General features: G+C 57.3%; 20 protein-coding genes and 4 pseudogenes. 12 read left to right on the top strand and 12 right to left on the bottom strand.

Annotation, left to right across the window (positions count from 1 at the left end):
- Positions 1-169: 169 nt before the first annotated feature.
- Positions 170-1,711 (bottom strand): phospholipase D family protein, encoded by a 1,542-nt coding sequence (locus tag ASC90_RS12110; RefSeq protein WP_200950884.1) that lies wholly within the window; start codon positions 1,709-1,711, stop codon positions 170-172.
- Between the two features lie 297 nt (positions 1,712-2,008).
- Here ASC90_RS12110 and ASC90_RS28770 point away from each other — a divergent pair.
- From ASC90_RS28770 to ASC90_RS30265, 5 genes and pseudogenes are all read left to right on the top strand, one after another.
- Positions 2,009-2,667, top strand: a pseudogene (locus ASC90_RS28770) (transposase); the annotation flags it as partial.
- A gap of 328 nt (positions 2,668-2,995) precedes the next feature.
- Positions 2,996-3,289, top strand: coding sequence for an HdeA/HdeB family chaperone (locus ASC90_RS12100; protein WP_056540328.1), 294 nt, complete (start codon positions 2,996-2,998; stop codon positions 3,287-3,289).
- Positions 3,290-3,372: 83 nt separating this feature from the next.
- Positions 3,373-3,630, top strand: a complete 258-nt coding sequence (locus ASC90_RS12095) for a hypothetical protein (RefSeq protein WP_056540325.1) — start codon at positions 3,373-3,375, stop codon at positions 3,628-3,630.
- Positions 3,631-3,795: 165 nt separating this feature from the next.
- Positions 3,796-4,668 (top strand): cation:proton antiporter, encoded by an 873-nt coding sequence (locus ASC90_RS12090; protein ID WP_082519878.1) that lies wholly within the window; start codon positions 3,796-3,798, stop codon positions 4,666-4,668.
- Between the two features lie 677 nt (positions 4,669-5,345).
- Complete coding sequence (locus ASC90_RS30265) at positions 5,346-5,480, top strand: hypothetical protein (RefSeq protein WP_280138323.1); 135 nt, start codon at positions 5,346-5,348, stop codon at positions 5,478-5,480.
- Here the strand turns inward: ASC90_RS30265 and ASC90_RS29820 are convergent.
- Both ASC90_RS29820 and ASC90_RS12080 read right to left on the bottom strand, forming a co-directional pair.
- A pseudogene (locus ASC90_RS29820) lies at positions 5,472-5,701 on the bottom strand (hypothetical protein); the annotation flags it as partial. The gene ASC90_RS30265 and the pseudogene ASC90_RS29820 overlap by 9 nt on opposite strands.
- A 193-nt stretch (positions 5,702-5,894) precedes the next feature.
- On the bottom strand, positions 5,895-6,356 hold the full coding sequence (locus tag ASC90_RS12080; protein WP_056540317.1) for a hypothetical protein: 462 nt from the start codon (positions 6,354-6,356) through the stop codon (positions 5,895-5,897).
- Between the two features lie 668 nt (positions 6,357-7,024).
- On the opposite strand from ASC90_RS12080, the gene ASC90_RS12075 reads away from it, so the two are divergent.
- Positions 7,025-7,630, top strand: coding sequence for a hypothetical protein (locus tag ASC90_RS12075; protein WP_056540314.1), 606 nt, complete (start codon positions 7,025-7,027; stop codon positions 7,628-7,630).
- A 146-nt stretch (positions 7,631-7,776) separates the two neighbouring features.
- Here the strand turns inward: ASC90_RS12075 and ASC90_RS12070 are convergent, their stop codons facing one another.
- Both ASC90_RS12070 and ASC90_RS12065 read right to left on the bottom strand, forming a co-directional pair.
- Complete coding sequence (locus ASC90_RS12070; protein WP_056540311.1) at positions 7,777-8,298, bottom strand: hypothetical protein; 522 nt, start codon at positions 8,296-8,298, stop codon at positions 7,777-7,779.
- Between the two features lie 233 nt (positions 8,299-8,531).
- Positions 8,532-8,789, bottom strand: a complete 258-nt coding sequence (locus ASC90_RS12065) for a hypothetical protein (RefSeq protein WP_056540309.1) — start codon at positions 8,787-8,789, stop codon at positions 8,532-8,534.
- Between the two features lie 967 nt (positions 8,790-9,756).
- Between ASC90_RS12065 and ASC90_RS12060 the strand changes: the two genes are divergently transcribed.
- Positions 9,757-10,761: a porin gene (locus ASC90_RS12060; protein ID WP_244480374.1), complete on the top strand. Its 1,005-nt coding sequence runs from the start codon at positions 9,757-9,759 to the stop codon at positions 10,759-10,761.
- A gap of 287 nt (positions 10,762-11,048) precedes the next feature.
- Here the strand turns inward: ASC90_RS12060 and ASC90_RS12055 are convergent, their stop codons facing one another.
- Together ASC90_RS12055 and ASC90_RS12050 are read right to left on the bottom strand one after the other, a co-directional pair.
- Positions 11,049-12,323 carry a DUF2254 domain-containing protein gene (locus ASC90_RS12055; protein WP_056540567.1) on the bottom strand — a complete coding sequence of 425 codons (1,275 nt, stop codon included), beginning with the start codon at positions 12,321-12,323 and terminating at the stop codon, positions 11,049-11,051.
- A 403-nt stretch (positions 12,324-12,726) separates the two neighbouring features.
- A complete protein-coding gene (locus tag ASC90_RS12050; protein WP_056540302.1) occupies positions 12,727-13,626 on the bottom strand; it encodes a carbonic anhydrase in 900 nt (299 codons plus the stop codon).
- 520 nt (positions 13,627-14,146) lie between these two features.
- Here ASC90_RS12050 and ASC90_RS12045 point away from each other — a divergent pair.
- On the top strand, positions 14,147-14,461 hold the full coding sequence (locus tag ASC90_RS12045) for a potassium channel family protein (RefSeq protein ID WP_082519877.1): 315 nt from the start codon (positions 14,147-14,149) through the stop codon (positions 14,459-14,461).
- 110 nt (positions 14,462-14,571) lie between these two features.
- Here the strand turns inward: ASC90_RS12045 and ASC90_RS29815 are convergent, their stop codons facing one another.
- The 5 genes from ASC90_RS29815 to ASC90_RS12025 all read right to left on the bottom strand — a co-directional run bounded on the left by ASC90_RS29815 (position 14,572) and on the right by ASC90_RS12025 (position 19,307).
- Positions 14,572-14,784: a hypothetical protein gene (locus ASC90_RS29815; protein WP_082519876.1), complete on the bottom strand. Its 213-nt coding sequence runs from the start codon at positions 14,782-14,784 to the stop codon at positions 14,572-14,574.
- The gene (locus tag ASC90_RS12040; protein WP_348270868.1) at positions 14,781-15,911 is read right to left on the bottom strand and encodes a DUF2092 domain-containing protein; all 1,131 of its coding nucleotides are present in this window, start codon (positions 15,909-15,911) and stop codon (positions 14,781-14,783) included. The genes ASC90_RS29815 and ASC90_RS12040 overlap by 4 nt, the downstream gene beginning before the upstream one ends.
- A 387-nt stretch (positions 15,912-16,298) precedes the next feature.
- The gene (gene ydiK / locus ASC90_RS12035) at positions 16,299-17,384 is read right to left on the bottom strand and encodes an AI-2E family transporter YdiK (RefSeq protein ID WP_056540294.1); all 1,086 of its coding nucleotides are present in this window, start codon (positions 17,382-17,384) and stop codon (positions 16,299-16,301) included.
- Between the two features lie 253 nt (positions 17,385-17,637).
- Positions 17,638-18,864, bottom strand: a complete 1,227-nt coding sequence (locus ASC90_RS12030; protein ID WP_056540291.1) for a biotin/lipoyl-binding protein — start codon at positions 18,862-18,864, stop codon at positions 17,638-17,640.
- Positions 18,865-18,866: 2 nt separating this feature from the next.
- Positions 18,867-19,307: a hypothetical protein gene (locus ASC90_RS12025; RefSeq protein WP_056540288.1), complete on the bottom strand. Its 441-nt coding sequence runs from the start codon at positions 19,305-19,307 to the stop codon at positions 18,867-18,869.
- 650 nt (positions 19,308-19,957) lie between these two features.
- Between ASC90_RS12025 and ASC90_RS12020 the strand changes: the two are divergent.
- The 4 genes and pseudogenes from ASC90_RS12020 to ASC90_RS28765 all read left to right on the top strand — a co-directional run.
- Positions 19,958-20,609: pseudogene (locus ASC90_RS12020) on the top strand (DUF3300 domain-containing protein); the annotation flags it as partial.
- 53 nt (positions 20,610-20,662) lie between these two features.
- Positions 20,663-21,505: pseudogene (locus ASC90_RS12015) on the top strand (DUF3300 domain-containing protein); the annotation flags it as partial.
- Positions 21,506-21,538: 33 nt separating this feature from the next.
- Entirely contained in the window at positions 21,539-22,474 is a 936-nt protein-coding gene (locus ASC90_RS12010) for a DUF2950 domain-containing protein (protein WP_056540285.1), read from the top strand.
- 207 nt (positions 22,475-22,681) lie between these two features.
- Positions 22,682-23,071 (top strand): hypothetical protein, encoded by a 390-nt coding sequence (locus ASC90_RS28765; RefSeq protein WP_156392907.1) that lies wholly within the window; start codon positions 22,682-22,684, stop codon positions 23,069-23,071.
- The last annotated feature ends 202 nt before the right edge of the window (positions 23,072-23,273 follow it).

The raw sequence follows: 23,273 nt of genomic DNA, 5'->3' as shown, positions 1-23,273 counted from the left end.
TTTGCTCCATCCGCCATCGCTTCAGTTGTCGAATACAATTTTCCTGTTTGGCGCTCGTGACGAACGCTACAGTATAGCTAGGTCTGGATCTTTCCGGTTTCGCTACGAAAGGTGGCGGACAGAGACGTCACTTCAGAGCGGCGGTCAGGCTGGTTGCGTCGCGAAAACCTCAGAGCTGCGAACCGATAGGGAGAATCGCATAAAATCCCGCCACGAATTGATCCCAGGGCGAACCTGTCGGCTCATAATAGTAGATCCGCTGCCTCCCGTCCGGCTCGGTCTCCGTCCACGAGATCCGCTTGTCCTTGTCCAGCCTTACGGCAAAGGTTTCTTCTCTTAAAACGCCTCTTAGGGCATTCGACGTCTTCCTGGTAAATTCAGGCGAGTCGATCAGAATGCCCATCTCCGTATTGATGTTCACCGACCGCGGGTCCCAGTTGAACGAGCCGACGAACAGGTAACGATCGTCGATGGTAAACGCCTTGGCATGCAGACCCGATCGCGATTCACCCCAATTGACGCCGCGCCGCGCTTCTTGATCTGCGTCAGGCCGAAGTTCGTAGAGGTGGACTCCACCTTCCAGAAGGGCCCGCCGGTCCTTTGCATAATGCGCATAGACGGGTTTCACGTCGTTCGATGCCAGCGAATTGGTTACAACCAACACCTCGACGCCCCGCGCCTCAAGTTCCCGCAACCACTCTGTGCCGCGTTTGCCTGGCACGAAATACGCGGAGACGATCTCAATCTTTGATGCCGCATCGGCGAAATACTTTGACAGCTGGGAGGCAAGAATCTCTTCTTCGTTGTCTTCACCGGCCGCTTTTGAAGGCGGGTCCGAATACATTTTGGCGGAAACCCACGAAAGCTTCAGCGTCGATGGCGTTAGATTCTGCTTCGCAGCCGCACGCACGACGCTGGCATATTCGGTCTCCCGGGCATGCCCGATGATCTCGTCAAGGCGATCGCGCGCTTCGTCGAGACTGAACCCCTGTGGTTCGCCAACGACGGCGTGCGCAGGCACTGCAAACTTGCTATTCCAGTACTCATCAAAGTTTGTCGAGACGTCGTCGACAACGGGTCCAGCAACCAGCACATCGAGATCTGAATAGTTCAATTCCCTCTTGGCCAGGAAATACTCATCGCCGATATTGCGGCCACCGACGATCGACATGGCATTATCGGCGGTCATCGATTTGTTATGCATCCGGCGGTTGATCCGCTTGAAGTCGGTGAGGACGGCCGCGACAAGGCTCTGATCCCGCCAGAATGGGTTAAAGAGCCGGATTTCGATGTTTTTATGCGAGTCCAGAGCCGCAGTCACGGCATCATAGCCCTTAGTGTCCATGTCATCGAGCAATAGCCGCACCCGCACACCCCGATCCGCGGCTTGCAGCAAGCTCCATGCAAAGATTTTTCCGGTAGGATCATTGTGCAGAAGGTAATACTGCGCATCGATTGTCTGTTCGGCGGCCGCTGCAAGCGCCAATCGCGCCGCCAGAGCTTCTTCTCCGTTGCCGATCAGCCTGACCCCGGAACGACCGTCCCTAGGATCACCAAGCCTTTGGACGGCTTGTGTCAGCCGCGTGCTTGTCGGCTGCGCGGGCGAATACGACGGTGTTTGCTTGAATGTTCGTATGGTGTGCGAACAGGCGGCGAGAAGAAAAAAAGAAAGCCCTGCGGCCGAGATAAATGGTTTCATACGACGCCCCATCCAGAATGCTCCACACGCCACCGTCACTTAGCGGTTCGCAAACCTAGACTTTGGCTGTGTCGCGCACTTTGCCGCTAGTACAGATATGCTCTCACGTTTTGAGATTGAGCACCATTCCCGGAGTGACATCGTCCACCAAACCTTATTTCGCTCTGACCGGAAGCGGCCAAGGAGCCGCTTTCGCTAGTGAACAGCTCATCGGCACCAAAGCCGAGCTGAGTCTTTGTCCCGGATCAGCGCCCTTGAGACAGATCGTATGTAACTGAGAAGAGAGGATTTCTGGTCCATCGTAGCTCGATCAACGGAAGCGAAGATGAAACAGAAAGCCGGGCTCCGAAACCTGCAGCCGAACAAGTCATCAACGATATCCGCCGTGCGACGCGCAAGCACCACTCGGCCGAGGACAAAATCCGCATTGTGTTAGAAGGCCTGCGTGGCGAGGAGAGTATCGCTGCACTGTGCCGCCGCGAAGGCATTGCCGAGAGCCTTTACTACAGTTGGTCAAAGGAATTTCTCGAAGCGGGCAAGAAGCGACTGGTGGGGACACAGCGCGTGCAGCAACCTCCGACGAGGTGAAGGTTCTGCGCCGCGAGACGCGCGATCTGAAGGAGGTCGTCGCCGAGGCGCTTGAATTGCGGCTTCCCAAAAAAAAGCATGATCGGGCATGGGGGCGACGAGGAATGAGATATCCCGCCTCCGAGAAGCTTGAGATCATCCGGATCGTCGAGCAATCGCATCTGCCAGTGAAGCAGACGCTGGACAAGCTCGGCATTCCACGATCGACGTTCTACCGGTGGTATGAACGGTTCCTGATCCATGGTGCCGAAGGACTTGAGGATTAGCACTCTGCGCCATCGCGGGTGTGGAACCGTATTCCCGACGATGTCCGCAGCCGGATCATCGACATGGCGCTGGATCAGACCGAACCGTCGCTGCGCGAACTGGCCGTTCGCTTCGCCTCCGGCAAATGCGGTGCGGTTCAGTCGTCGTCCAGACAATGCTTCCTTTCGGCACCTGAGGTCGTGGCGGCGGTTGTGGGGAGGTTGAACATTGCGTTTTCCTTTCAGGTGAACCGTTCCAGATGGATGGCTGACCCGGGAGAAATGTCGTTCTCCGTAAACTCCATAAAACTAAGTGTATCCCTCAACGCATCGTGCTATTATTAGTTGTTGCTAACTTACGAGCTGCCACCGTCAGAGTTGACCGCGGCCCTTGTGGTTTCCAGACATAACACTGCACACACGAACCCTTGCTCAAGGGGCGAGGCTGTTTGGGAGGACGACAATGATGCGCCTTGTTTCAATCGCAGTAGCAATTGCAGGTCTTGGCTTGGCAGGCCAGGCATTGGCCGCGGAAGTGGACATGTCAAAGGTCACCTGCAAGGAAGTGGGTGACATGCCTGCCGCCAAAACCATCGGCGTGGCTATGTGGGTGAACGGTTACGTTCACGGCAAAGCTGGCAGCGCCATGATCGATGGCGATAAGGCCCACGCCAACGCCGAGAAGGTCGCCGCCTATTGCAAGAGCAACACCAGCTCTACGCTGGCGGACGCCATGGAGGCGGTCTCTAAAATGTAGCAGAACCTGTGACGGTGGCGGCATTCACGCCGCCACTGAGAGCATTGAGGCTATGGTTATGGCCTCTTAACGGGAGACGGACCATGTTCGGACTCAAGTCTTTCACCGCCGCCTCGGTGGCTGCGATATTCCTCCTGGGCATGCCAGCTATGTCCTTTGCAACAGAGCAGGGACAGCAGCGCAAGGCTGCGCGGGATGTCCGCCAGGACACCCGGCAGGGCGCGCGGGATACAAAGCAGGACTGCCGTGCGGCCAATGACCAAAGCAACGCTGGGTGCCGGCAGGACAAGCGCGACACCAAGCAAACAGGGCGTCAAACAGGACGAGACATCAAATATTAAGGTTTGTAGTCAGGCGCGCCTCCAGCCCCGGGTGGATGTTTTCGGACACCAATAGCCGGGCATATGACACACGCCCGTCAACGGGGTGGTGCGCCCGAAATGTCTGGCTCTATCCTGAACTAACAATCGGCGACACGCACCGGATAATACCGACCGCTTCCTCCCCTGCTGTTTGAAGCCGCGCTGAGCATCCGCTGGCGCGAGCTTCGGCACGACATGTTGCCGGTTGTCATGCTCTCAATACTCGATGTGGTCATTACAGCGGTTGTCGTCGCGGCAGGCATGGTGAAACTGTTGGCTTGGCCGACAGCGTCCGCAGTCGTTTTTGGCGTGCTGATTGCTGCAACCGATCCGATCGCAGTTGTCGCCATGTTCAAGGACACCGGCATCAAGGGCCGTCTCCGCCTCTTGGTCGAGAGCGAAAGCCTTTTCAATGACGGTGTCGCGGCGGTTTTGTTTTCGCTTGCACTCACTTGGGCACAGGCGACTGGCAGTTCGCGGCTGGGCATGGTGACTGTGGCAAGCACTTTGGCAGTTATGACGGCTGGAGGTATTTTAGTTGGCGTTATCTGGGGCGCAGCAGCCGTTATGCTAGCTGGGCGGACTTCTGACCACTTGGTGCAAGCTGCGGTGACTGCCGTCGCTGCCTATGGTGCATTTCTGCTTGCTGAAAACTTCTATTTCTCGGGCGTACTTGCGACTGTCTCCACCGGCCTGATTATGGGCAATGTGGGTGGTCTTAGGGAAGATAAGAACCGAAATGTATTTTCCGCCGGTGCTCGTTCCTTCGTGATCGGCTTGTGGGAGTTTGGTGCATTCTTGGCAAACTCCCTGATTTTTTTATTGATTGGCCTAAGTCTCGCGCCTCTTATGCGGGTCGATGCGGAGGCTATGGTGCTCGCCGTCGGCTTGGTTCTCGTGGGGCGCGCTCTTTCGGTCTATCCGGTATGTTTGTCTTTTCGTCTTCGATATGGGCCATACCTTTGCGCGAGCAACACGTCCTCTGGTGGGGCGGACTGCGAGGAGCGTTGGCATTAGCGCGCTGGCTCTTGTCCTTCCGCCATCATTCCCGCTCCGTGATGGCATACTGGCCACAGCATTTGGCGTTGTCGTATTCTCGGTCATCGTGCAGGGCGTCACAAAGCCTTACTCATGAGGAAGCTAAAGTTTTTATGACCGTTGATGCGCTGCTCAGCAATGTATCGGCGGCAACGCGGTCTCACGCCAGCGTCGGGAGCTCCTCACCAAGGGTAAAACCGGAGGTCCGGGTAGGTGGCAAATGGGGGCCAACCCATTCCACGCCCCGACAGGTCTCCGCAGCGCGAACCAAATCATCAGGCCGCAAGGTTGGCGAGCATCAGCAAGATGTGATAATTTGCACCATGGCATAGCTATCAAACGGCAAATGGGAAGCATTCGCCCGGCCATGCGCAGGGCCGACCGGCTTCGCACGCCTACTCCAGCGTCTACCGTGTCACCGGCAACGTGGCCGAAGTGAATGCTTCACGGCTACTAAGGAATGCTCAGGTGGCGAGTAGGGTCGTGGAACTCAAGGCGCAGGCGGCAAAGAGGACAGAGAAAACCGTCACTTCGCTGGTTGCCGACCTCGATGAGATCATTGAACTTGCGACAATGCGGAACCCGGCAGCGATGGTCGCTGCGATCGCGCAGCAGGCCGCCTTCTCCGATTGGAACCGGCGAGGCAGTTGGAGGTCATGCATAAGCTCGCACGTCTACCGACCAAGGTGCTCGAATTGACGGAACACGAGTGGACGGCTCAGTTTGGCGCCCGCGGCGGCGCGCTGGAACCGCTTCGCTCTCATGTTCGCAAGAGCTGCTTCCGGGCCTGACTTGGGGCGCGCCTGGTCAGGCAGTTCGACAATAGGCTCGTCAAGAAAACATCAACCCCAGGCTTCCGGGGGACCGTAGCCTTCAATGATGGGCTCCGGAAATGTTTGGTTGCGTGCCTGCCTACGGACTGGTCGCAACAACCGACGTGGCCGCACTCCCGACAGCCGGAAGCTTGCAGCGGTTCATCCCATGGCAACTCACATTCACCGCATCCGCGCAATAGCGCATTGGAAAGCTGTGACGGGCGCAGATACCTGATGTCAGAGAGCCGCGGGCATAGTTCAATCACCGCTCGATAACGTGACAACTCCCGAATACAGCATTTGCGGCAGCACCGCCCGCAACAGCCGTTCCGGCGCGATCGACGGCCGAACCGCCATGCAACGTGCCCCTGAAGATTTGGACGCACTTTGTCACAGGAACATTCCGTTCTGCGGAAAGCTCTCCGGTGTCGGCAGCATCTCCCTTGCTGACATGAAGCGATCCCGCTTGTTCCAAATTCTGTCCACCACCATCCATCCGCGGCAGCCGCTCCAAGGACGGACGATTATTCCCTTATCGAACATCGACCCGATGCTTTCGGAGGTTTGCGCGAAGCGTTGTTTTCCCCGTCGCATTAGCCATAGCAACGTTGCAATTTCATTAGCCGTCAACGCAATGTCAAAGGGGGGTGAGTTCCAATGTGGGCCAACGTTGGAACGCTCGCGGTCCTGTACCTTCACAAGAACGATGGGCATCAAAGTCGCTGCGAGTGTGGCGAGCGAAAAGAACTGTGCTGTCCGCTTCGTTTGTTTGGATAAGAGCAAGGCTGACCGTGCAGCAAAGAATTGCGACAGCAAGGTTACTTCGAGTATTGCCGCTATGTAACGCTTCATGCATACGCCCAACGTAACGAAGCCGCTCAAGGTAAGTATATGTCGAGAAATATTAACACATAGTATTAGAGTGATGTAAATTAGCGAATGTCTGGAGTGATGGTGCGTGCTAGTCGATAAACAAACGATCGATGCCAGCTGCCCACGGTTGCCTGTTCGACCCTGCTAGGCCCTGCGCGATCTTTGATCGCTGCCAAACATGCTCAAATTAACGTCAACTCCAGTGGGACCAGATGAATGCCGCACGATGCTTCGCGAGCGGTATCGCGTTTGGGGCGGCGGATGGCCGTCAAGCAGAGGCGGTTGCTTCGCGCGCGGCTGGCGGACATTCGGGTAGGTGTGACATTCCGGCACTAGTCTCCGGAATGTGCAGCCCCTAATGTCTGATTCGTCACCGACAAGGTGCGACGCCGATCGTAGGGTAGGGCGGCCTCTTAAAGAGCAGAATTCTATTCGTGATCGTTTGATGTCTTGCTGTTGCCAACTTAAGTGCCTGCGGGACGATGGGCAAAGGCACGCTACAAATAAGCCGGCCTCTGAATTTGCAGGAGGACGATTGCTCTTCTCCGCTCTCGTGTCGCGAGGTCGGCTCGGTTTGTAAGTTTCCTATGCAACACCATGGCGGTATAGCTCCGCTTTAACCTTCGGCTCTCAAATGGAGCGTAGTCATGACACTCGGGCGAAGCGGTCACCTACTTGTTGTCCTATTGGCATTTTCGTTGTTCTCATGCCAGACCAAAGATAAAAGTCCCCAACCGAGTTTCACAACCGACAGCCGCGGACTGCCGATCACAGATCCGGCTCGGGCACAAACCTATGCCCACTTCATCGAGTTTCGATCGCGCTATGCGCTGACTTATGGGCATACCTACGTCGTTTTTGGGAGTGTAGACCCGAATGGAAATACGATCGATCCCGAGGTTGCGGGCCTCGCCCCGGCATCGCCGGATGCTGCACCCTATCTACTAGGTCATGTCATACCGGTTCCGGCTACGACCGGCCAAACCGACGGTGATTTGGAAGAACAGTATAGGTCCGCAAGCTGGCGCGTGATGCTGTCTGACGCAGAATACAATAATGTCGTGGCCTTCATTCGCAAACAGCAAGCGAATTCCCATTTCTGGCAAGCGTCGGTCGATAATTGCAACAACTGGGTAGGCGAGATTGCACGTCACATGGGGTACAAGACGCCGAGCATCTGGCTGAGGCCGCAACAGTTCATTACGGAGCTTCGCCAGATGAACACTGGTTCAATGGCCGCGACACCGGCTTGAGATGGCGCATAGCCGTGCATCGTTCGTGTCGCCCCGGCTACGTTTCGGCGTGGCGGGAAACAGCGATCGAGCACTGATCAGTTCGATCCGTCCGGCAGCGTCGGCTGCTACCGATTTCGACATGGAACCGGTGCGGACCCTCGCCGTCAATGCTTGAGGCACTTACGACCCATTGCCATTGCCTTGTATGTGCCCTTCAGATCGACCGCGAAGGTTCCTGCGGTTTCGGGAAACACGATCATCTCGTACTTCTTGGCTACGTCGCGCTTGAAACTGGGGCTGTCCGTCGTGATGTAGCCGCCAGAGTACCCCCCTTTGAGTTCGCCGTGGGTGCTGGTGGCCAGACCACCATAGAGGTTGCCTCCGATGGAGACGAAGACTTCAGACTTGGCTCCATTCTTCAACCCAATATCCGCCTTTGAGAAAACTCCAAGATATCCCACCTCACGATCTGCGGGGGTAACTCCCATTTGCACCGAACCTAGACCATAATCGCGAACGATTAAGCAGTCACCGCGGGTCTGATTTGTATAAACGGTCCAACCTTCAACCTCACCATATTTGGCAAGCACATCACTGGCCTTGGGTACGGGATTTTGTGCGTAGGTTACGATCGCAGACGAAAGGATAGCAGCTATCGACGCGAGGAGTGTCACGAAGGTTCTCATTGGTATTCCCCCTTTGATGTGCGGAGTGAATCGCTTTTGTGTGCCGTGATGGCGATGTGCAATTCGCGGTGATAATTTGAGAAAAACAGTGTCGGCAGAACTCCAAACGCAGGCCGTTTGTAGATTGGCATGGCCCCGTCCAACCGCGCTGAATATACCTGAATTCCAAGTTAAGACTTGAAGTCCTAACCTCGGAACCAGACGGGGCCGGTCCGCGCCACAAACCAAATCGCTCAGTATTTGATGTCTCTGCCAGTCTGACGTCCGGTTTGCTTGGTTTGCCGCTTATCCTGGCGGCATGCGGCATTGCTTTTGTCGTTTGCGGAGCGGCATGCCTGCTTTGTATCCCGGGCACCCTGCCGACTGTCCTGTTTGACGTCACGAGCGGCTTTGCGCTGCTGTCCTTGCTCTGTCCCCCAAGACAAGGTCGGAGTGCCTGCGAGGAGTGCAGCAGCCACCATGGCGCTGATGATTGACTTAAACTTGATCATTTACCATCCTCCCGTTGAAGCGGCCACGACTGCAACCACTATGTTGCGACAGAACCGAGACCGCCGATGTGCTGCACCCAATCGATCGAAACCGATCACGGCAGGAAACATTGGTTGTCTAGGTGGCTCCAATAGTAATGCGAAACGACCGGATATGCGCCGTAGTACCACAGAGGTTACGCGAGGCTACAGCACTTGCGCCTGACAAATCGGTGGTCATTTCGTACCTCAAACCCGGACCGTATGTATGCGGGCATCCTCTTCATCACGGCCTCTGTCCGACACTGTGCGGCAAACCGTAGTAGCTGGAGCATAGCCTACACTAGTTCGCGATGGTGTCAGTTTCGTGCAACCGACGGCAACGTGTGAAGGAATGATGAACACTGAGGCAGGCGCCAAAAGCCCCTGATCGGTACCGATGAAGTCGGTGCTGTTGGGAAGCCTTCGGGGCAACAGACGTGACCTTCTGACGGTCATCCGGCCTCGCCGGTATTTTGGTCATCCTAAAAACGATGTCATCGGCCCGGAAGAAACGAAACAAGCGCTTTCCTGGCGTTGAGAAGGGAGGCGAAGACGCTCGTCGTACTTTCCGATCGGTCGACAGCGATAGAGAGATCGAAAGAGCTTGTCTCACGCTATTTGGTCCCCTTGTTCTTAACGCGGCGTCGAGCAAGGATTCACGCCTCTAAGCAGGTCAACGATTTGCCAATTCGCGGGTCGTCTCAGTATCGGCTCTTGCCTGGTGGAAGCTGGACTCCTCGCTGCGCCGTTGGCGACCGCCCGCATTTTTGATGGGGTTTCGGCCATCTGAAAAGGAGGCGCACCGAAGCTGGGCTGTCTCATTTAGATCACAATGCTGCGTAAACCGCGCCTCTGGCCAAGCAACGACTTGTGCTATCCCACTTACAATACAATGCTTACGCGTCGTGATTGCAACGTCGGGGAAATAGTCATGAACCTCAGGCCAATGTTTATGGGTGCGGGAATGCTGCTTGTCGTATCCTCCCCATTGATGGCAGCTGATGCGATCGTCGCCGCTGAGCCAGAACCCGCAGAATATGTTCGCGTCTGCGACGCGTACGGGACGACCTACTTTTACATCCCCGGCACTGAAACCTGCCTGCATATCGGCGGGTATCTTCGCTTCGAGACGCGCTTTGGCCGCGATGAGGTAGGGTCGTCGGATTGGACCTTCTGGCAGCGCGCCCAGGTTAGCTTCATTTCCAAGAGCGAGACCGAGTGGGGAACCCTGACGGGCTGGCTCACCTATCGCGGCGAGGCCGGCAGTGCGTCCGACAACGTGGTCTTCCTGGACGAGGGCTTCATAGACATCGCCGGTTTCCGATTTGGAATGCAATATAGCTGGTGGGACGACGATCCAAGTGGCGAAACCGATACAGTCGCAAGCAACGAAACGAAACACAACTCCATCCGCTACCAGTACGAGACGGACAATTTCGCGGCCGGTGTCTCAGTGGACGAGTTGGAAGACGAGTATGAGACAAAGCCCGGCGAAGGACCCAACGATATCGGTATCGCCGCGCAAATCTCTGGCAAGTCTGGCGGCTACAGTGGCTATCTCCTTGGCGGCTATGACACCGACACTGAAGAGATAGCCATACGCGTCATCGCTTACGCCGACGTCGGACCCGGTCAACTCGGGCTCTACGGAGTTTGGGCCAGTGGGGCCAACTACTACTACGAAGACTCCGAATGGACTGTCGGAACGCAATACGTCTGGGAGGCAACCGACAGGTGGTCGTTCACCCCAGGCTTTCAGTATTTCCATGCGATTGATCTGGACGCCAATGGCGATGGATTTAGCGGAGGCGACGCCTGGACCGGAGGTATAACCATCGACTACCAGATCGCCGAAAACTTTGCGGCAAAACTGAGCACGCAGTACTACGATTCAGACGATGCCGATGATGATCAGCTTGAGGGGTTCCTGCGTCTTCAGCGAAACTTCTAAGGAATACGCTTACCCCAAACCTCGTACTGCCCTTACAGCTAGCGATGGCTGTGAGGTATTCGCAATGTGAATGTGGAGGGCATGACGACGTTGGCGCTGACGAGCGAAGCGATCAGCGTTGGGGGACACTTCTCCTCAGAAAGGCGATTTTCGTGGATGCGCTTCACGGACGCGTCGGTGGGTTGCGAGCTAATTTCAGCTAAAGCACGATTCTACGGTTCTCGTCCTGCCCGATGCCTGCAGGGAAGACGACATAACCTCTCGAGGTATTTCACCCTTCCACAATACTACGCCGAACCGCCTAGCCCCTGTGTGTCTGCGATGCGCGCAAGCGCTGCATCTTCTGGCAGGAGGTAGACCTTTTCGATCGTCCGGTCGAGCAGATCCCGCTCCAGCCGCAATGCCGTCTTCCGGCATTCGGGGAGCGTCACTTCAAGGTTGTCTATCATCGCGCGGAGCCGTCGGGCGATCTGAAGGTTTTCCGCTCCATAAATCCGGATTTCACGGCATGTGAGCTGAACGAAGTCCTCCCAATCTGGTACCGGCAACACGACGCGCAAGCATCGTTGGGCGTCGCATACGTATGCACTCCCCAATTCGCGGCGCCCGACACTGCGTAGCAGCCGCTGCAGCTGATCGATTGCCAGGACGGCGGTTGTCGGGTCGTTTATCGCCTTCGAGAGGGCCTTGGCCGCGATGTCGACGATGACCCTGAACGCGAACGTGGGATCCTGCTCGATCGTTCGCTCGCGCCCGAACGCCACCGTGTCGCGAAGGTCGTTGTCGGCGATTGCGGCGGCGCCACCGTACAGGCGAAATAGCGGTTGTCGCTGTGATACAAAGTCACCGACGCGGGCAACAAACTCGATGATGCCGTTCGCCTTCTGCGCTTGCGCCGTCAGGGCCTTTACGTCGATCGCAAGAATGATGGCCGAGGAGTAGGGATGGGCGACGATGCGATCCGGCGTGCCATACGTCGGCCTCGGTTGATCCGGCGCCGGGACCTCCACCGCCAGGCGATTGGGGTAGACGAGATTGAGCACCTCGAAGCCTTGCTCGGCGACGCGATAGATGATGCTAACGGGCCTGAGGAGACGAGCGGAGTAGTCGATGAAATAAAGGAAGGCCGCAAGGGACAGCACGCCAAGAATCCCTGAAAGCCACACGATAAACGACGGGCCGGATGCGTTCACGCGACTTATCGCGGCGATAGCAAAGAGCAGCGTGAATATGAACAACCCCACCGTGAAGCGGATAACGTTATCTCGCAGCAGTGTGGTCGCGATGATCCGGGGCGTAAGCTGACCGCTTGCGATCTGGATGGCGACAAGCAGCGAGCCGAATGTAAAGACAATGAAGGAAAGCGCCAGACTGATGATGGCCTGCAACGCGGCCAGCGTTCCTTCGGTGCCGAGAGGCCAAAGCGGAACCCACCGCGTCCACTCCTCGAGTGCAAGAGCGGTGCGAAAAAAGAGCTGCTGAAGGACGAGCGCGAAGAAAGGCACGATCCACAGCGAGGATCGCATGTAACTCTTGAGCGCGTACAGCTTATTCCAGCGCATGTGGTCCAGTCCCCTTGGCTCGATCCAATCGGGCACTTCAATGCCCGCCATCACTCACCTTGCAAAAGAGCGTCGTCAGAATGTCTCCCGTGGTTTCGTCGCATGCCCGGTGGCGGTCGAGTGGTTCCCTCCGCCCCTTCTCCGCTTGGGGTCCGCGAACGCAAAGGACAGATTCCGCTTCATCCGGTTCAAGTGCAATACGGCCGTTTGGTGTACCGATGGAGGCTGAAGTTTTCAACGCACGCAACGCCGCCGTAAGCAAGAAACCGTGCGTCGTGTTCCCGCCGCTATGGCGGCGGGCCTATCTTTTTTCTCGCGCTGCAATCGAAAGTGACATGGTTAGGCGAAAATATCGAGCCTCGTGCGTTGCCGGCGCACCTTGGTTCCAAGCATACGAGCCCCGTCAAGGCGGGTCGAGCAACCCTCGAATCCGAGGCGAGGATACCAAGAGATCGCATATCGCGACGAATTCATTCGCGTCCCGCGGCGCAGGCGCGAGGCCGAACCAGTCCGTTCCGTCGCGCCGTGGCGACCAAACCAGCCGCTCCTCCAGCACATAGACGCCGTATACGACATGGATGTCGCTGCGGTCAGCCAAGTTGAGGCCCGGCCGCATGCCATGCGCGGTAAGCGCGGCATTCAACGCGATCGCCACCTCGATCAGTGTCGTCCGATACCCCGACCTTCGAACGACCTCGGCGCCATGAACGCGCTCCAACCAGGTCGCGCCAAGCTGTATGACCACCAGAGTGCGGTCCACGATTTGCCGCAAGTCCTTCTGCGACATGATCTCCATATACCGAGCGGGTTCTAGATGGACGTCGACTGCGGCCGAGACGGCGCCACACTCGCTGTGGCCGAGAACGACAATGCTCCGCAGGCTTGCGAGATGATCAATTGCATAGCTCAGACTGCCCATGACATCATCCCCCAGACCATTTCCGGCGATCCTGACGACAAATAGGTCGTTGGGTCCTTCGGAGAAGATCAACTCGACCGGAACGCGGGCATCAGCGCAGCCGACGATTGCTGCGAACGGTTGCTGTTTGGGTGCGGTGCTGCGACCAGGAAGAAGTCCGACATCATGGGGATCAATATCGATGCTCAGTCTTGCGGGTCTCGATGCGGCGACCTGATCGAGAAGCTCGGCGAAGGCGCGATTGCCCGCCTCAAGTCTCAGGCGGGCGGCGTTTGGATCGGATGGCAATGCCTTGTGCGCACCGTCGAATGCGAAACGGTAGGTCACTTCGGCCAGGCAGGCCGGATGTTCGATCGGAAGGCCTTCAGGCAGCTTCTTTGCCATGCGACTGTCTCCTCCAATAGCAATCTGCCGCGATGCTCTGTATGCCGACCTAAGGCGCTGGCGTCAGATTAGCACTATTGCAGGTCTTGTGTACCAAATCGTCGACGGCCAGAATCGAAAGCCCGACGACAACCAGATCGAACATATTCAGTTTGCCAAAGGCAGGCCGCACGGGCCGGTTACGTTTGATTGTCCGATCTATGTTCGCAAGCGGCGACGGTCCAATCCCTCCGACAATGAGGAGGCCAGAAAATGAGCACGCAGTTCTCTCAGTCAATTAATTTTTGCGACAATTTGCGCAAGGGAGATGCTATTATTGGTTGTCTCTAAACATCGTCGCATCCTGAGACATCAAAAATTGAGTATCGAGCGTACGCCTCGTGCAACGCCCATCGACGCCCGCCGCCGGACAAGGCCGAGACGTTATCGGTCTCGCCATTCACGGCTCTCCTAATACCGAACCGAAGAAAGGTGGACAGTTGTGCTATCAGAAACAAGCAATAGGGCGCGCTCCAAGCAAATGAGGCGCCTATTCTTTACCGCTCTCATCGAGCAGCTCGGTGTGGTCTGGCCAATCTTGTCTGGCGTTGTCACGGTCATGCTCGGATGTGGCGTTGCGATTTGGCGCATTGAAGATTGGAGACTTGACGAAGCCCTTTATTTCACCTTCGTGACCGGGCTCACCATAGGCTATGGCGATTTCACGCCCAAACACCTGTCGGCGAGGCTGCTCGCATTGGTGATCGGCTTTTCAGGCATCATCCTAACAGGTCTCGTCGCAGCCGTCACCGTGAAGGGTTTGAACGCAACCGATTACGACGGCAAGGAACATTAGACACGGTAACCCAGGTCAATCCGATCCCCCGTCAGCGTTTGACTGCAGCACCGGCCCAGCGGAAACGTGGGCCGGTCTGTGGTCGGATCTCAACTGGCCTCTGTGAGGACCTAGCAATTATAGGCACCAGTTGCACAGCGCCGCGTCGTTCGGCGAGCGACGCCGGCGACACTGACCGGCGTCAGCGGCCGTCCTACCCTCGCCTCAGCCGGGGAGACTAAGGGAGGAATCCAGGAAAATGACTGTTGCGGTACCATATCGCCGATAGAGAGAATGGCTGCCAAAACGCAGGCCATTATTGCGACGCGTTTATAACCCATCATTTTGCTTCTCCCACCACAAAATTCTCCGGCAGGTCGCCGAGCTTGCCCTTAAGGTCGTTGATATCGAGCTTTTCAGCGCCTGTTGTGTTGTTAAAGGTAAAATCGCCCAGCTTGACGTCACTGCCTGACTTCCATTCTCTGATCTGGACGCTGTATTCCGGGCCGCCTTTCACCTGCTTGGAAGAAATGACCAGGCGGCACGGGTAGGGTTGCGCTCCTTGGGCGACCCAAATCTGGAAGTCCACATCATCCTTCCGGAAGGCGAGCGAATCGCACTCGGTCCCATTGATGACGCCGCTTCCCAGATCCTTCGAATCGTAGACCCCCTCCATAAGTGCGTCATATGCATTCGTCATCAAGAGGTCCGCCGCGGGAAGGGGCAATCCAAACTTGTCCTTCAACTCGTCGATCAGATGATCGACCGTGCCGGGTGTCTCGACTTGTGTGTACTTGTTCACGTCTTTTCCCAGGAGGGTCAGCGTTTTCCCGTCGAACAATGCCTCGGTGTCAACAAACCCTCCAGAGCGGGTCGTGTGCACCTTGTCGGGTCGACCAAGGGTCACAGTTCCTGAGCTGGCCAGTCCCAGTTTCTGATCACTGTTGGTGATCACCTGAAGATTGGCATCATAGGCGAACGACAGGGCCGTCTGTGCCGCCATATAGTCAGACATTGCCTTTAGCAGCTTCTTGGCTTCCGGCGAGTCGGTCACACGAACGAGCTCGACGCGACGGTTAAGCGCTTTTCCTCCACTCGTCTCATTACCTGCTATCGGACTGTCCTCCCCAACGCCTGCCTCGCTCAGCCGACTGGCTTCGATCCCTCGGTCGACCAAGGCGGCCTTGATCGCAGTGGCGCGCTGCAGGGACAAGTCTCTGTTGCTCTCAGGGCTGCCGCTTGCGTCGGTGTGGCCGACAATTCTCAAGCCCCAGTCGGGAAAGTTCTTCAATGTAGTCGCTATGTCATCGAGAAGCGTTTCCCCGCCATGCCGTAACGTTGATTTGCCGCTGTCGAAACGCAGACCATAGACATCGTAATGATCTCTGGTTTGCAGCGCCTGCTGCATCGATTCCTTGCTGTACTGCCGAGGTGCATCCATACTCTGGGACCAGGACGGCGAACTGGCCATGACAAAAACAGCCGTCGTGACTATGAATCGCCGCGCGGAATTGTGCCAGGCTGATGTAACGTCTGCATGTTTTTTCCGGCATTTTAAGTAGCCGAATCCTGAAATAAGTTTTGCTGGTGTGCTCAACATCGTAATAATCCTTCTATTTTTGTGAGGATTAGGTTGAGAAAGAGATTTACACTTTGTGTGATGTGTGAGAAATCACGAATGATTGTAACATATACCTGGTCAGAAAGGAACTCGGCTTATTTTCATCTAACTTGTAATTCCGTTCTTAAGTCGACATCTCATCGTGTAAGCTACGCCTAGTCGCCCGCCGGTGACCTTCCAAGATCCTGCTTAGCGGATCCCTGCGGATCCCATGCCTATCGGATCGGCCCGCCGGGCTCAGCGGGCTATGTCTGGCTGAACGGGGTTTTCGGTCTCTGCCGATGTCGGCGCTTCTTCCATCCAGGCATCCAGCAAGGTGTAGGCGGTCGCAAGAATAACAGGACCGAGGAAGATGCCGAGAATTCCGAATGCCACCAGGCCGCCGATAACACCCGCCAAAATGAGCAGCAGCGGCAGATCCGCGCCTCTTTTGATAAGGACCGGCCGCAGGAATCCATCCAGCGCCATTGCCAATACGGTGAAGACGAGCAAAACCGTGCCCCAGAATGTCTCGCCGGTATAATAAAGCCAGATCACTGCCGGCACCAGGACAAGTGCTGGGCCGATCTGTACGAGGCAGAGCATGAACATCAACGCGGTTAGCATTCCAGCATAGGGCATGCCTGCCGCCAACAGACCAATCCCACCCAGGGCACTTTGTGCAACGGCGGTCACAGTGACGCCGAGCGCGACACCGCGAATTGCCTTTCCAGCCAAAACGATCGCCATTTCGCCTCGGTCACCACCGAGGCGATGGCCAAAGCGGATGGCCGCGGCCGCTGCCTTCTCCCCGCCGGAGTACATAACGGCGGCGATTGCAGTGGTCAGTACGAAATGCAACAGCATGCCTCCAACGCTGCCGGCGGCGGTGGCGAACCATCGCGCCGTCGATCCAGCATAGGGAGCGAGCCTCGACCCCAGTTCGGAGACGTTGGAGGCTGAAAATCGAATCCAGGCATCGGCGATGCGCGCGCCGATGAGAGGAATGCGAGTAAGCCAGTCAGGAGGCGGTGGCAGACGCATTGAAAAGGCGGAGTGCACCAGAGCTGTAATCTGATCGAGATTCTCGACGATCGTAGAAATGGCAAGCCAGAATGGCGCGATGAGGATGCAAAGAAGCACCAGCGTCATGACAAACACAGCCGGACCACGGCGATTGCCGAGGTGCCGCTGGACCCAGAGCATAAGCGGCCATGTGGCGATAACCAATGTCATGGCCCACAAGATTGCCGGCAGGAACGGCAAAAGGATCAGGAAACTGAAACCGATGAGGCCGCTGATGAACAGCACCGAAAGCGTGATGCGTGTGAGATCGGGTCGCACTCCATGCTCCTCTCAAGCAGCTCGGTCGCAGCGTGAAGCCAGAAGCACGCAGCACCATTTTCCAAATGGTAAACGGAGTGTCCGCGACCTCGCAAGTGTCTGTCGTCGAAACCCGCGATCAACAATCAAATCTCCCAAACCGATCACATTGGCCGCCTGATATGCTCCAGGCGGCCAGATGTGTTCGGATCGCTTTCCCGGCCTTGAGGCCTACCTACGCATGCAAACCCGGCGACGTTCCGCCTGGCGCGGCCTAGTGTCCTGAGAGGACCAGTGTCTGCACAGGAAGCAGCATCGCCTGCATCCGAAGAATCATCGCGTGCACGAGTCCGACCGTGTCGACGACGTGCAGGAACACCCAGCGCACCGTGCCGATATTGGGATCGGCAAGCACGTCATGATTGTTGGTATAGGCATTTGCGATGCAGCTGCTGCCTGGCGGGATTTTGTCCAGTCCGCCCTCGAAGAGCGGTTGCAGGAACACCGTCAGGGTCCCAGGTCGGGCTATTTGCTGCACGTCGATTAGCTGATCGGTCGGACGCAGTTGCCCGGCCGCGATCACATCCTGTACTTCGGTCACAACAAGCGGAATGATGGTGAACGGCCTTCCGATGCAGGTTGCTTCGGCGATCATCCCGCGCTTGATCACTTGCGCTTCGATCTGGCCGAAGCCCGCGATCAGCGTTCCCCGGCCCGCTTGCGTCGGTACCAGGATACCCGCTGGCCGGATCATCGTGTTGACGACGTCACCCGGCCGCAGCGTGAACTGCTGCACCGTACCGGAGATGCCGGCCCGCACGAGCGTCTTGTCCAATTCCACCTGCGCCTGCGCCAAGGCGGCTTCGGCGCTTGCCTTCTGTGCCGGCAGCAAGACCTTGATCTTGGCTGCGAGGGTCTCTTTCTTGGCGACGGCGGCCGCCAGCGAACCCTTGCGGGTCTCGATGGTGTTGGCCAGGCGATCGACTTCGCGCCGTGCAACGGCATCTCTCGTCAGGAGCTGTGCCTTCATCTCGTATTCGTCGATAGCCACCTGAAGGGCGCCTTGCGCCTCCTGGATTTGCCCATCCGCCGTCGCCAGTTCGGTTTCGGTCACCCTGGCTTCAGCCTCGAGTTGCGCGATCTGCCGCCGTGCCGTCTCCACGGCAGCTTTCTGTTGTGCGTCATCCAGCCGGAACAGCGGCGCACCGGCGGCAACCTTGTCGTTAATTCCGACATAGACTTCATCGACGCGTCCGACCGTTTCCGGTAGGATCGTCACCGTGCGGAAAATGGCCGTCACGCTGCTGGTCGAGGGGTGGAAGTAGAAGATCATCGTGATCAATGAAATGGTGAGCATGAGGCAGGCCGATATGCCCCAACGCAGCTCGTACCACATGGTGTAAAGGTTAATCTCGTGGCCAATCCGCTTTCCCTGAACGTACCGTCGAAAGAGATAGTCGGGGAATATGGTAAGAAGCGAGCAGAGCATCAACTCGAACATGGTCAGATCCCTTCACCCTGAGGAGCACTGGTCGAACTTTCCCCGGCGGGCTTCGGCGACTCTTCGGGAAGCAGGGCCGGGTCGCCGTTCTCTTCAAGGGTGCGGCCCGACAGCTTTCCGAGCGACTGGGCGATCGAGTAGAGCGGTGTCGAAAAGTCGGGAATGTGCACGAACGCGAGCAGCAGCCCGGCGATCCAGAAAAGATGGTTGTGCGTGAACAGCGAGATCAGCGCCAGCACCGCCACGATCTCCATCTGCACCTTGCTTGTCCGATGCGCCATGCGCTCTGGAACCGCGTGAAGCTGAAAGTAAAGATTGCCGATGATCAGGACAAACAAGAGCAGGAAGATGACAACGCCGACGAAGAGGTAGTCGGTCTGCCCAGGCGCTGTGATAAACCCTGGGAGGTGTTCGATTGCTGCCGGGTGCAAATCCTGTGTCATCGAAATTTCCTTTCTGTGAGCTTAGGCACATTCGCTGACAATGGTCTTCTGACTAGAGGTGACGCAGTCGCGCAATGTCGCGGCTCAGTCGGTGCCACGCCTTTCGAGCGGCCCCCACTTCGGATGCACGTAATAGTTATCAGGCCCAAGACTATACGTTCCTGAAACTACATGTTCCTGCTGATCGAGATGTTGCACAAATCCCCGACGTTCCTCACGGAATACTAAGCAGCTATCACGCGGTTTGCTCGTAACATCATGTAAGTTACGGAAGTTTGGTGAAGGGACCATCGATTTTTGGCCTTTTGCCTGGGGGCCGATCTTTTTTTGGCATGTGGCTTTTTCTGAGCGCTGCAAACCGTTGCGGTTTGACGTCCCGCCGGTCCGTGAGGGACCTGCCGCGACGGTGTGCAGGCCGCGTAGCATCGCGTAAGTTACGCCGCACAGACAGTCCGGTGGTATAGTGTTTTCATCCGACTACCGCGTTTTGAACATAGGGAGAGACGTTGTTGAGAGGTAGATTTGGCAGTCCCGTGTCTGCCTCACTCGGCCTGCCGAGGCTCGTCCCTAGATCGCACTGCAGACCCAAAGCCCAGATCCAAAGCCAATGTGATTTCCCAGATGCAACGATGCGAGGAGGTCGACTTTTGATGAAAGCAAGATCCTACAGGCTGTCCGCAGTATTGTCGGCGTTGGCGCTCCTTTCGACGGTTCTTAGTCCCCCGGCCTATTCGCAGACGCCAGTACCCGCGTCGAAGCCGGTTTCCGCGCCGACAGCGGTCGAGGCGGAGACCGGCCTGCTTTCCGACGACGAACTAGCGGTTCTTGTGGCGCGCATAGCGCTCTATCCGGACGAACTCGTTGCCGCGATCTCAGCGGCGTCGCTTTTCCCCCTGCAGATCGTCGAGGCCGAGCGGTTTCTGGAGGCCAGGAAGACAAAAAGCGATCTCAAGCCGAAGGAAGATTGGGACGGAAGCGTCATCTCGCTGCTCAATTATCCCGATATCGTCAAGATGATGAGCGAGGACCTCGACTGCCAGGAAGACAAAAAGCGATCTGATGATCGCCATCCAGCAGCTTCGTGACGAGGCGGTGGCGAAAAACGTCATCAAAACCGACGACAAGGTCACGGTGGTGGTGGAAAACGAGAATGTCGTCATTCGTCCGACCGATCCGGAAAAGGTCTACATTCCGCAGTACCCACCGGAAATGCTCTATCAACCGGGATATGTTGCAGAGCCGATCTCTTATTATCCCAATCACTACGATAGCTATTACTATCCAGGCGCCGCTTTCTTCGCCGGCGCCGATGACCTGCTTCTCGGCTGGTATCACTTGCGGCGAGAGAACTACGTGAAATGCTCTATCAACCGGGATATGTTGCAGAGCCGATCTCTTATTATCCCAATCACTACGATAGCTATTACTATCCAGGCGCCGCTTTCTTCGCCGGCGCGGTGACGGGCGTCGCGTGGGCGGCCATCGTCAACTGGGATGATTGGGGCGTCTGGGGTGGCGGCTGGGGCAACGACCTCGATATTGACTGCAACAACTGCTTCAACGACCGGAACTTCAATGGCAAGGTCAAGTGGAACGACGTCGACTGGTCCAAGGTTGACCGGAGCAAGCTGAGCATCGGAAAGGATCAGCTCGCCAAGCTCGATCGCTCGGCGATCAAGTCCGGCCTACAGGCCGACAACCGCAACCAGCTCAAGAACAAGGTCAGCGATCGCCAGGCGAACCGCGGACCCGGCAGCAGGGATGCCGGAGCCCGTGCTAGCGATATTCGCAAGGGCACTGTGGAGGGACTGAAGGCAAATCCGCGGCCCAATGCGGGAAATGTGGCCGCGAACCGGCCCGGCGCCTCACGTCCCGATGCCCGTCCAGGCACGGCCAATCGACCTGCAAATGCGGCCAACCGTCCCTCGAAGCCATCCGCGAATGTCAACAGGAAGGCAGGGGCACCGAAGATGGCGGCCCGTCCGGACAACCGTCCGCGACAACCAAGCGCCCTCGGCAACGTGCAGTCCGGGCGCCGCGAGGCGGTTTCCTCCCAGCGAGGAGGGCAAAGCATGGGAGGTGGGCAGCGCGGCGCGCCGCGAGCTGCGCAGCAACGTTCGCGGCCGATATCTCATGGCGGCGGCGGAGGTCGTGGCGGCGGTGGTGGTCGTGGTGGCGGCGGCGGCGGGCGGCGGTAGGTTTCTAGCCCCTCAGATTTTCGGAGATGAACCATGAGACCACAGTTGAGATTGATAGCAGTGATGCTCGGAGCGGCTGTTTCCCTTGCCCTGCCAGATCCTTCCACGGCGCAGTTGCAGACGAACCTTCAGGAGTTCGCTGCAGACACCGCACCCTCGTTCGACAACCCTTCGGCCGCTCTCGAGCGGCTCAAGGCAGTGCTCAGCGCCAACGATATTGATGGGCTGGCAAGTCTCCTTGGCCTGAATGCTGCCAAGCTGCGGTCCAGCAACGAGGCTGTGGTAAGCTACGGCCTGATGCGCGAGGGCGCAGCGCGCCATTTGAGCCTTCAGGATGTGGGAAAGCGCAAGGTCATTGTCGTAGGAGACGCCCTCTGGCCGTTACCATTTCCCCTGTCCCAGGGAAAAGACGGCAAGTGGGCATTCGATCCTGAGGTCGGGCTTCAGGAAATCGTCAACCGCCGGGTTGGCGAGAATGAGCTCGCAACGATCCAGACGATGCGTGACTACGTGGCCGCCCAATATGAGTACGCGCGTATCGATGAAGACGACGACGGTCTCTATGAATATGCCCAGCGGCTGATCAGCACTCCCGGCAAACGTGATGGCTTGTACTGGCAGCGCGGCGTTTTTGATGAGGAGAGTCCCGCCGGTCCTTTGATCGAGACGGCTGCCTTCGGCAAGGCCAAGCGCGGCGAGGGATACTACGGCTATCGCTATCGTATCCTGACAGCTCAGGGCGCCAACGTGATTGGGGGCGAGCAGAGTTACATCGTCAACGGCAACATGACGGGCGGCTTCGCGCTGATCGCCTGGCCGGCCAAGTACAGGGCAACCGGCGTGCAGACCTTCGTCGTCAACAATGCGGGCATCGTCTATGAGCGGGATCTGGGGGCGAAGACTGAGGAGCGCGCCTTAGCGATCAAAGCGTTCAATCCGGACGCGAACTGGGAGATCGTAAGGGACTAGCATTTCGACGCTGCCCACCGACACTGTACGTCAGCAGGGGGTCGTATGGCACGTCGCGTCACCGGCGACGGGTTGCGTATCGCTGTTATCCTCCCATTGTCACGGCGACGGCGACGAGTGCCAGACCCAAGATGGTCATGGCCAAGCCGACCGCCACTGGAGGAGAACCTGCAAATCGTGCCCACGCGTTGCCCGTTGCAAAGAGCAATGCCACAAGCAAAAGGTTGCTTGAGCGCAGTGCAAGATATTGTCATCTATGAGCAGAAAAGGAATAACCGCAGGAATCGCTGGGGACGCCACAAACACGATGACGATGAACGCTCCTATGAAGTCGTCCATGGAAATTGTCGTGTTCGACGGCTTCGCTCGCTTGGCCAGCGCCAACATATACCGGTGGAGCTCATCCACACCGCGCTGGTCGAGTGCCATCGGTCCATCTTCCAAGGGGAACTCGTGCGCAATCACAGCGAGCGCGCTTTTCTCGTCCGCTGTACAGGTGACTTGGAGAAATGCACGAGCCCAATTGCGCCAGTGGAGGCGGATGCCAAGCAGAAACAAAATGGCATCGATGATACCCTAGGCGATGTTGCACCGTAACCGCCCGATTGGCACCGCCTGCCGCATAATGCCTTAATGGCCTAAGACACGTGTTTAACGACGTCGTTAGCGACGTGTCTTATGGGGGGATCGCGATGTTGCACCGTAACCGCCCGATTGGCACCGCCTGCCGCATAATGCCTTAATGGCCTAAGACACGTGTTTAACGACGTCGTTAGCGACGTGTCTTATGGGGGGATCG

This window comes from Rhizobium sp. Root1220 (assembly GCF_001426265.1).
Lineage (GTDB): Bacteria > Pseudomonadota > Alphaproteobacteria > Rhizobiales > Rhizobiaceae > Rhizobium.
The sequence above is the reverse complement of the archived record's forward strand: the minus strand, read 5'-3'. Positions and strand labels throughout refer to the sequence as shown.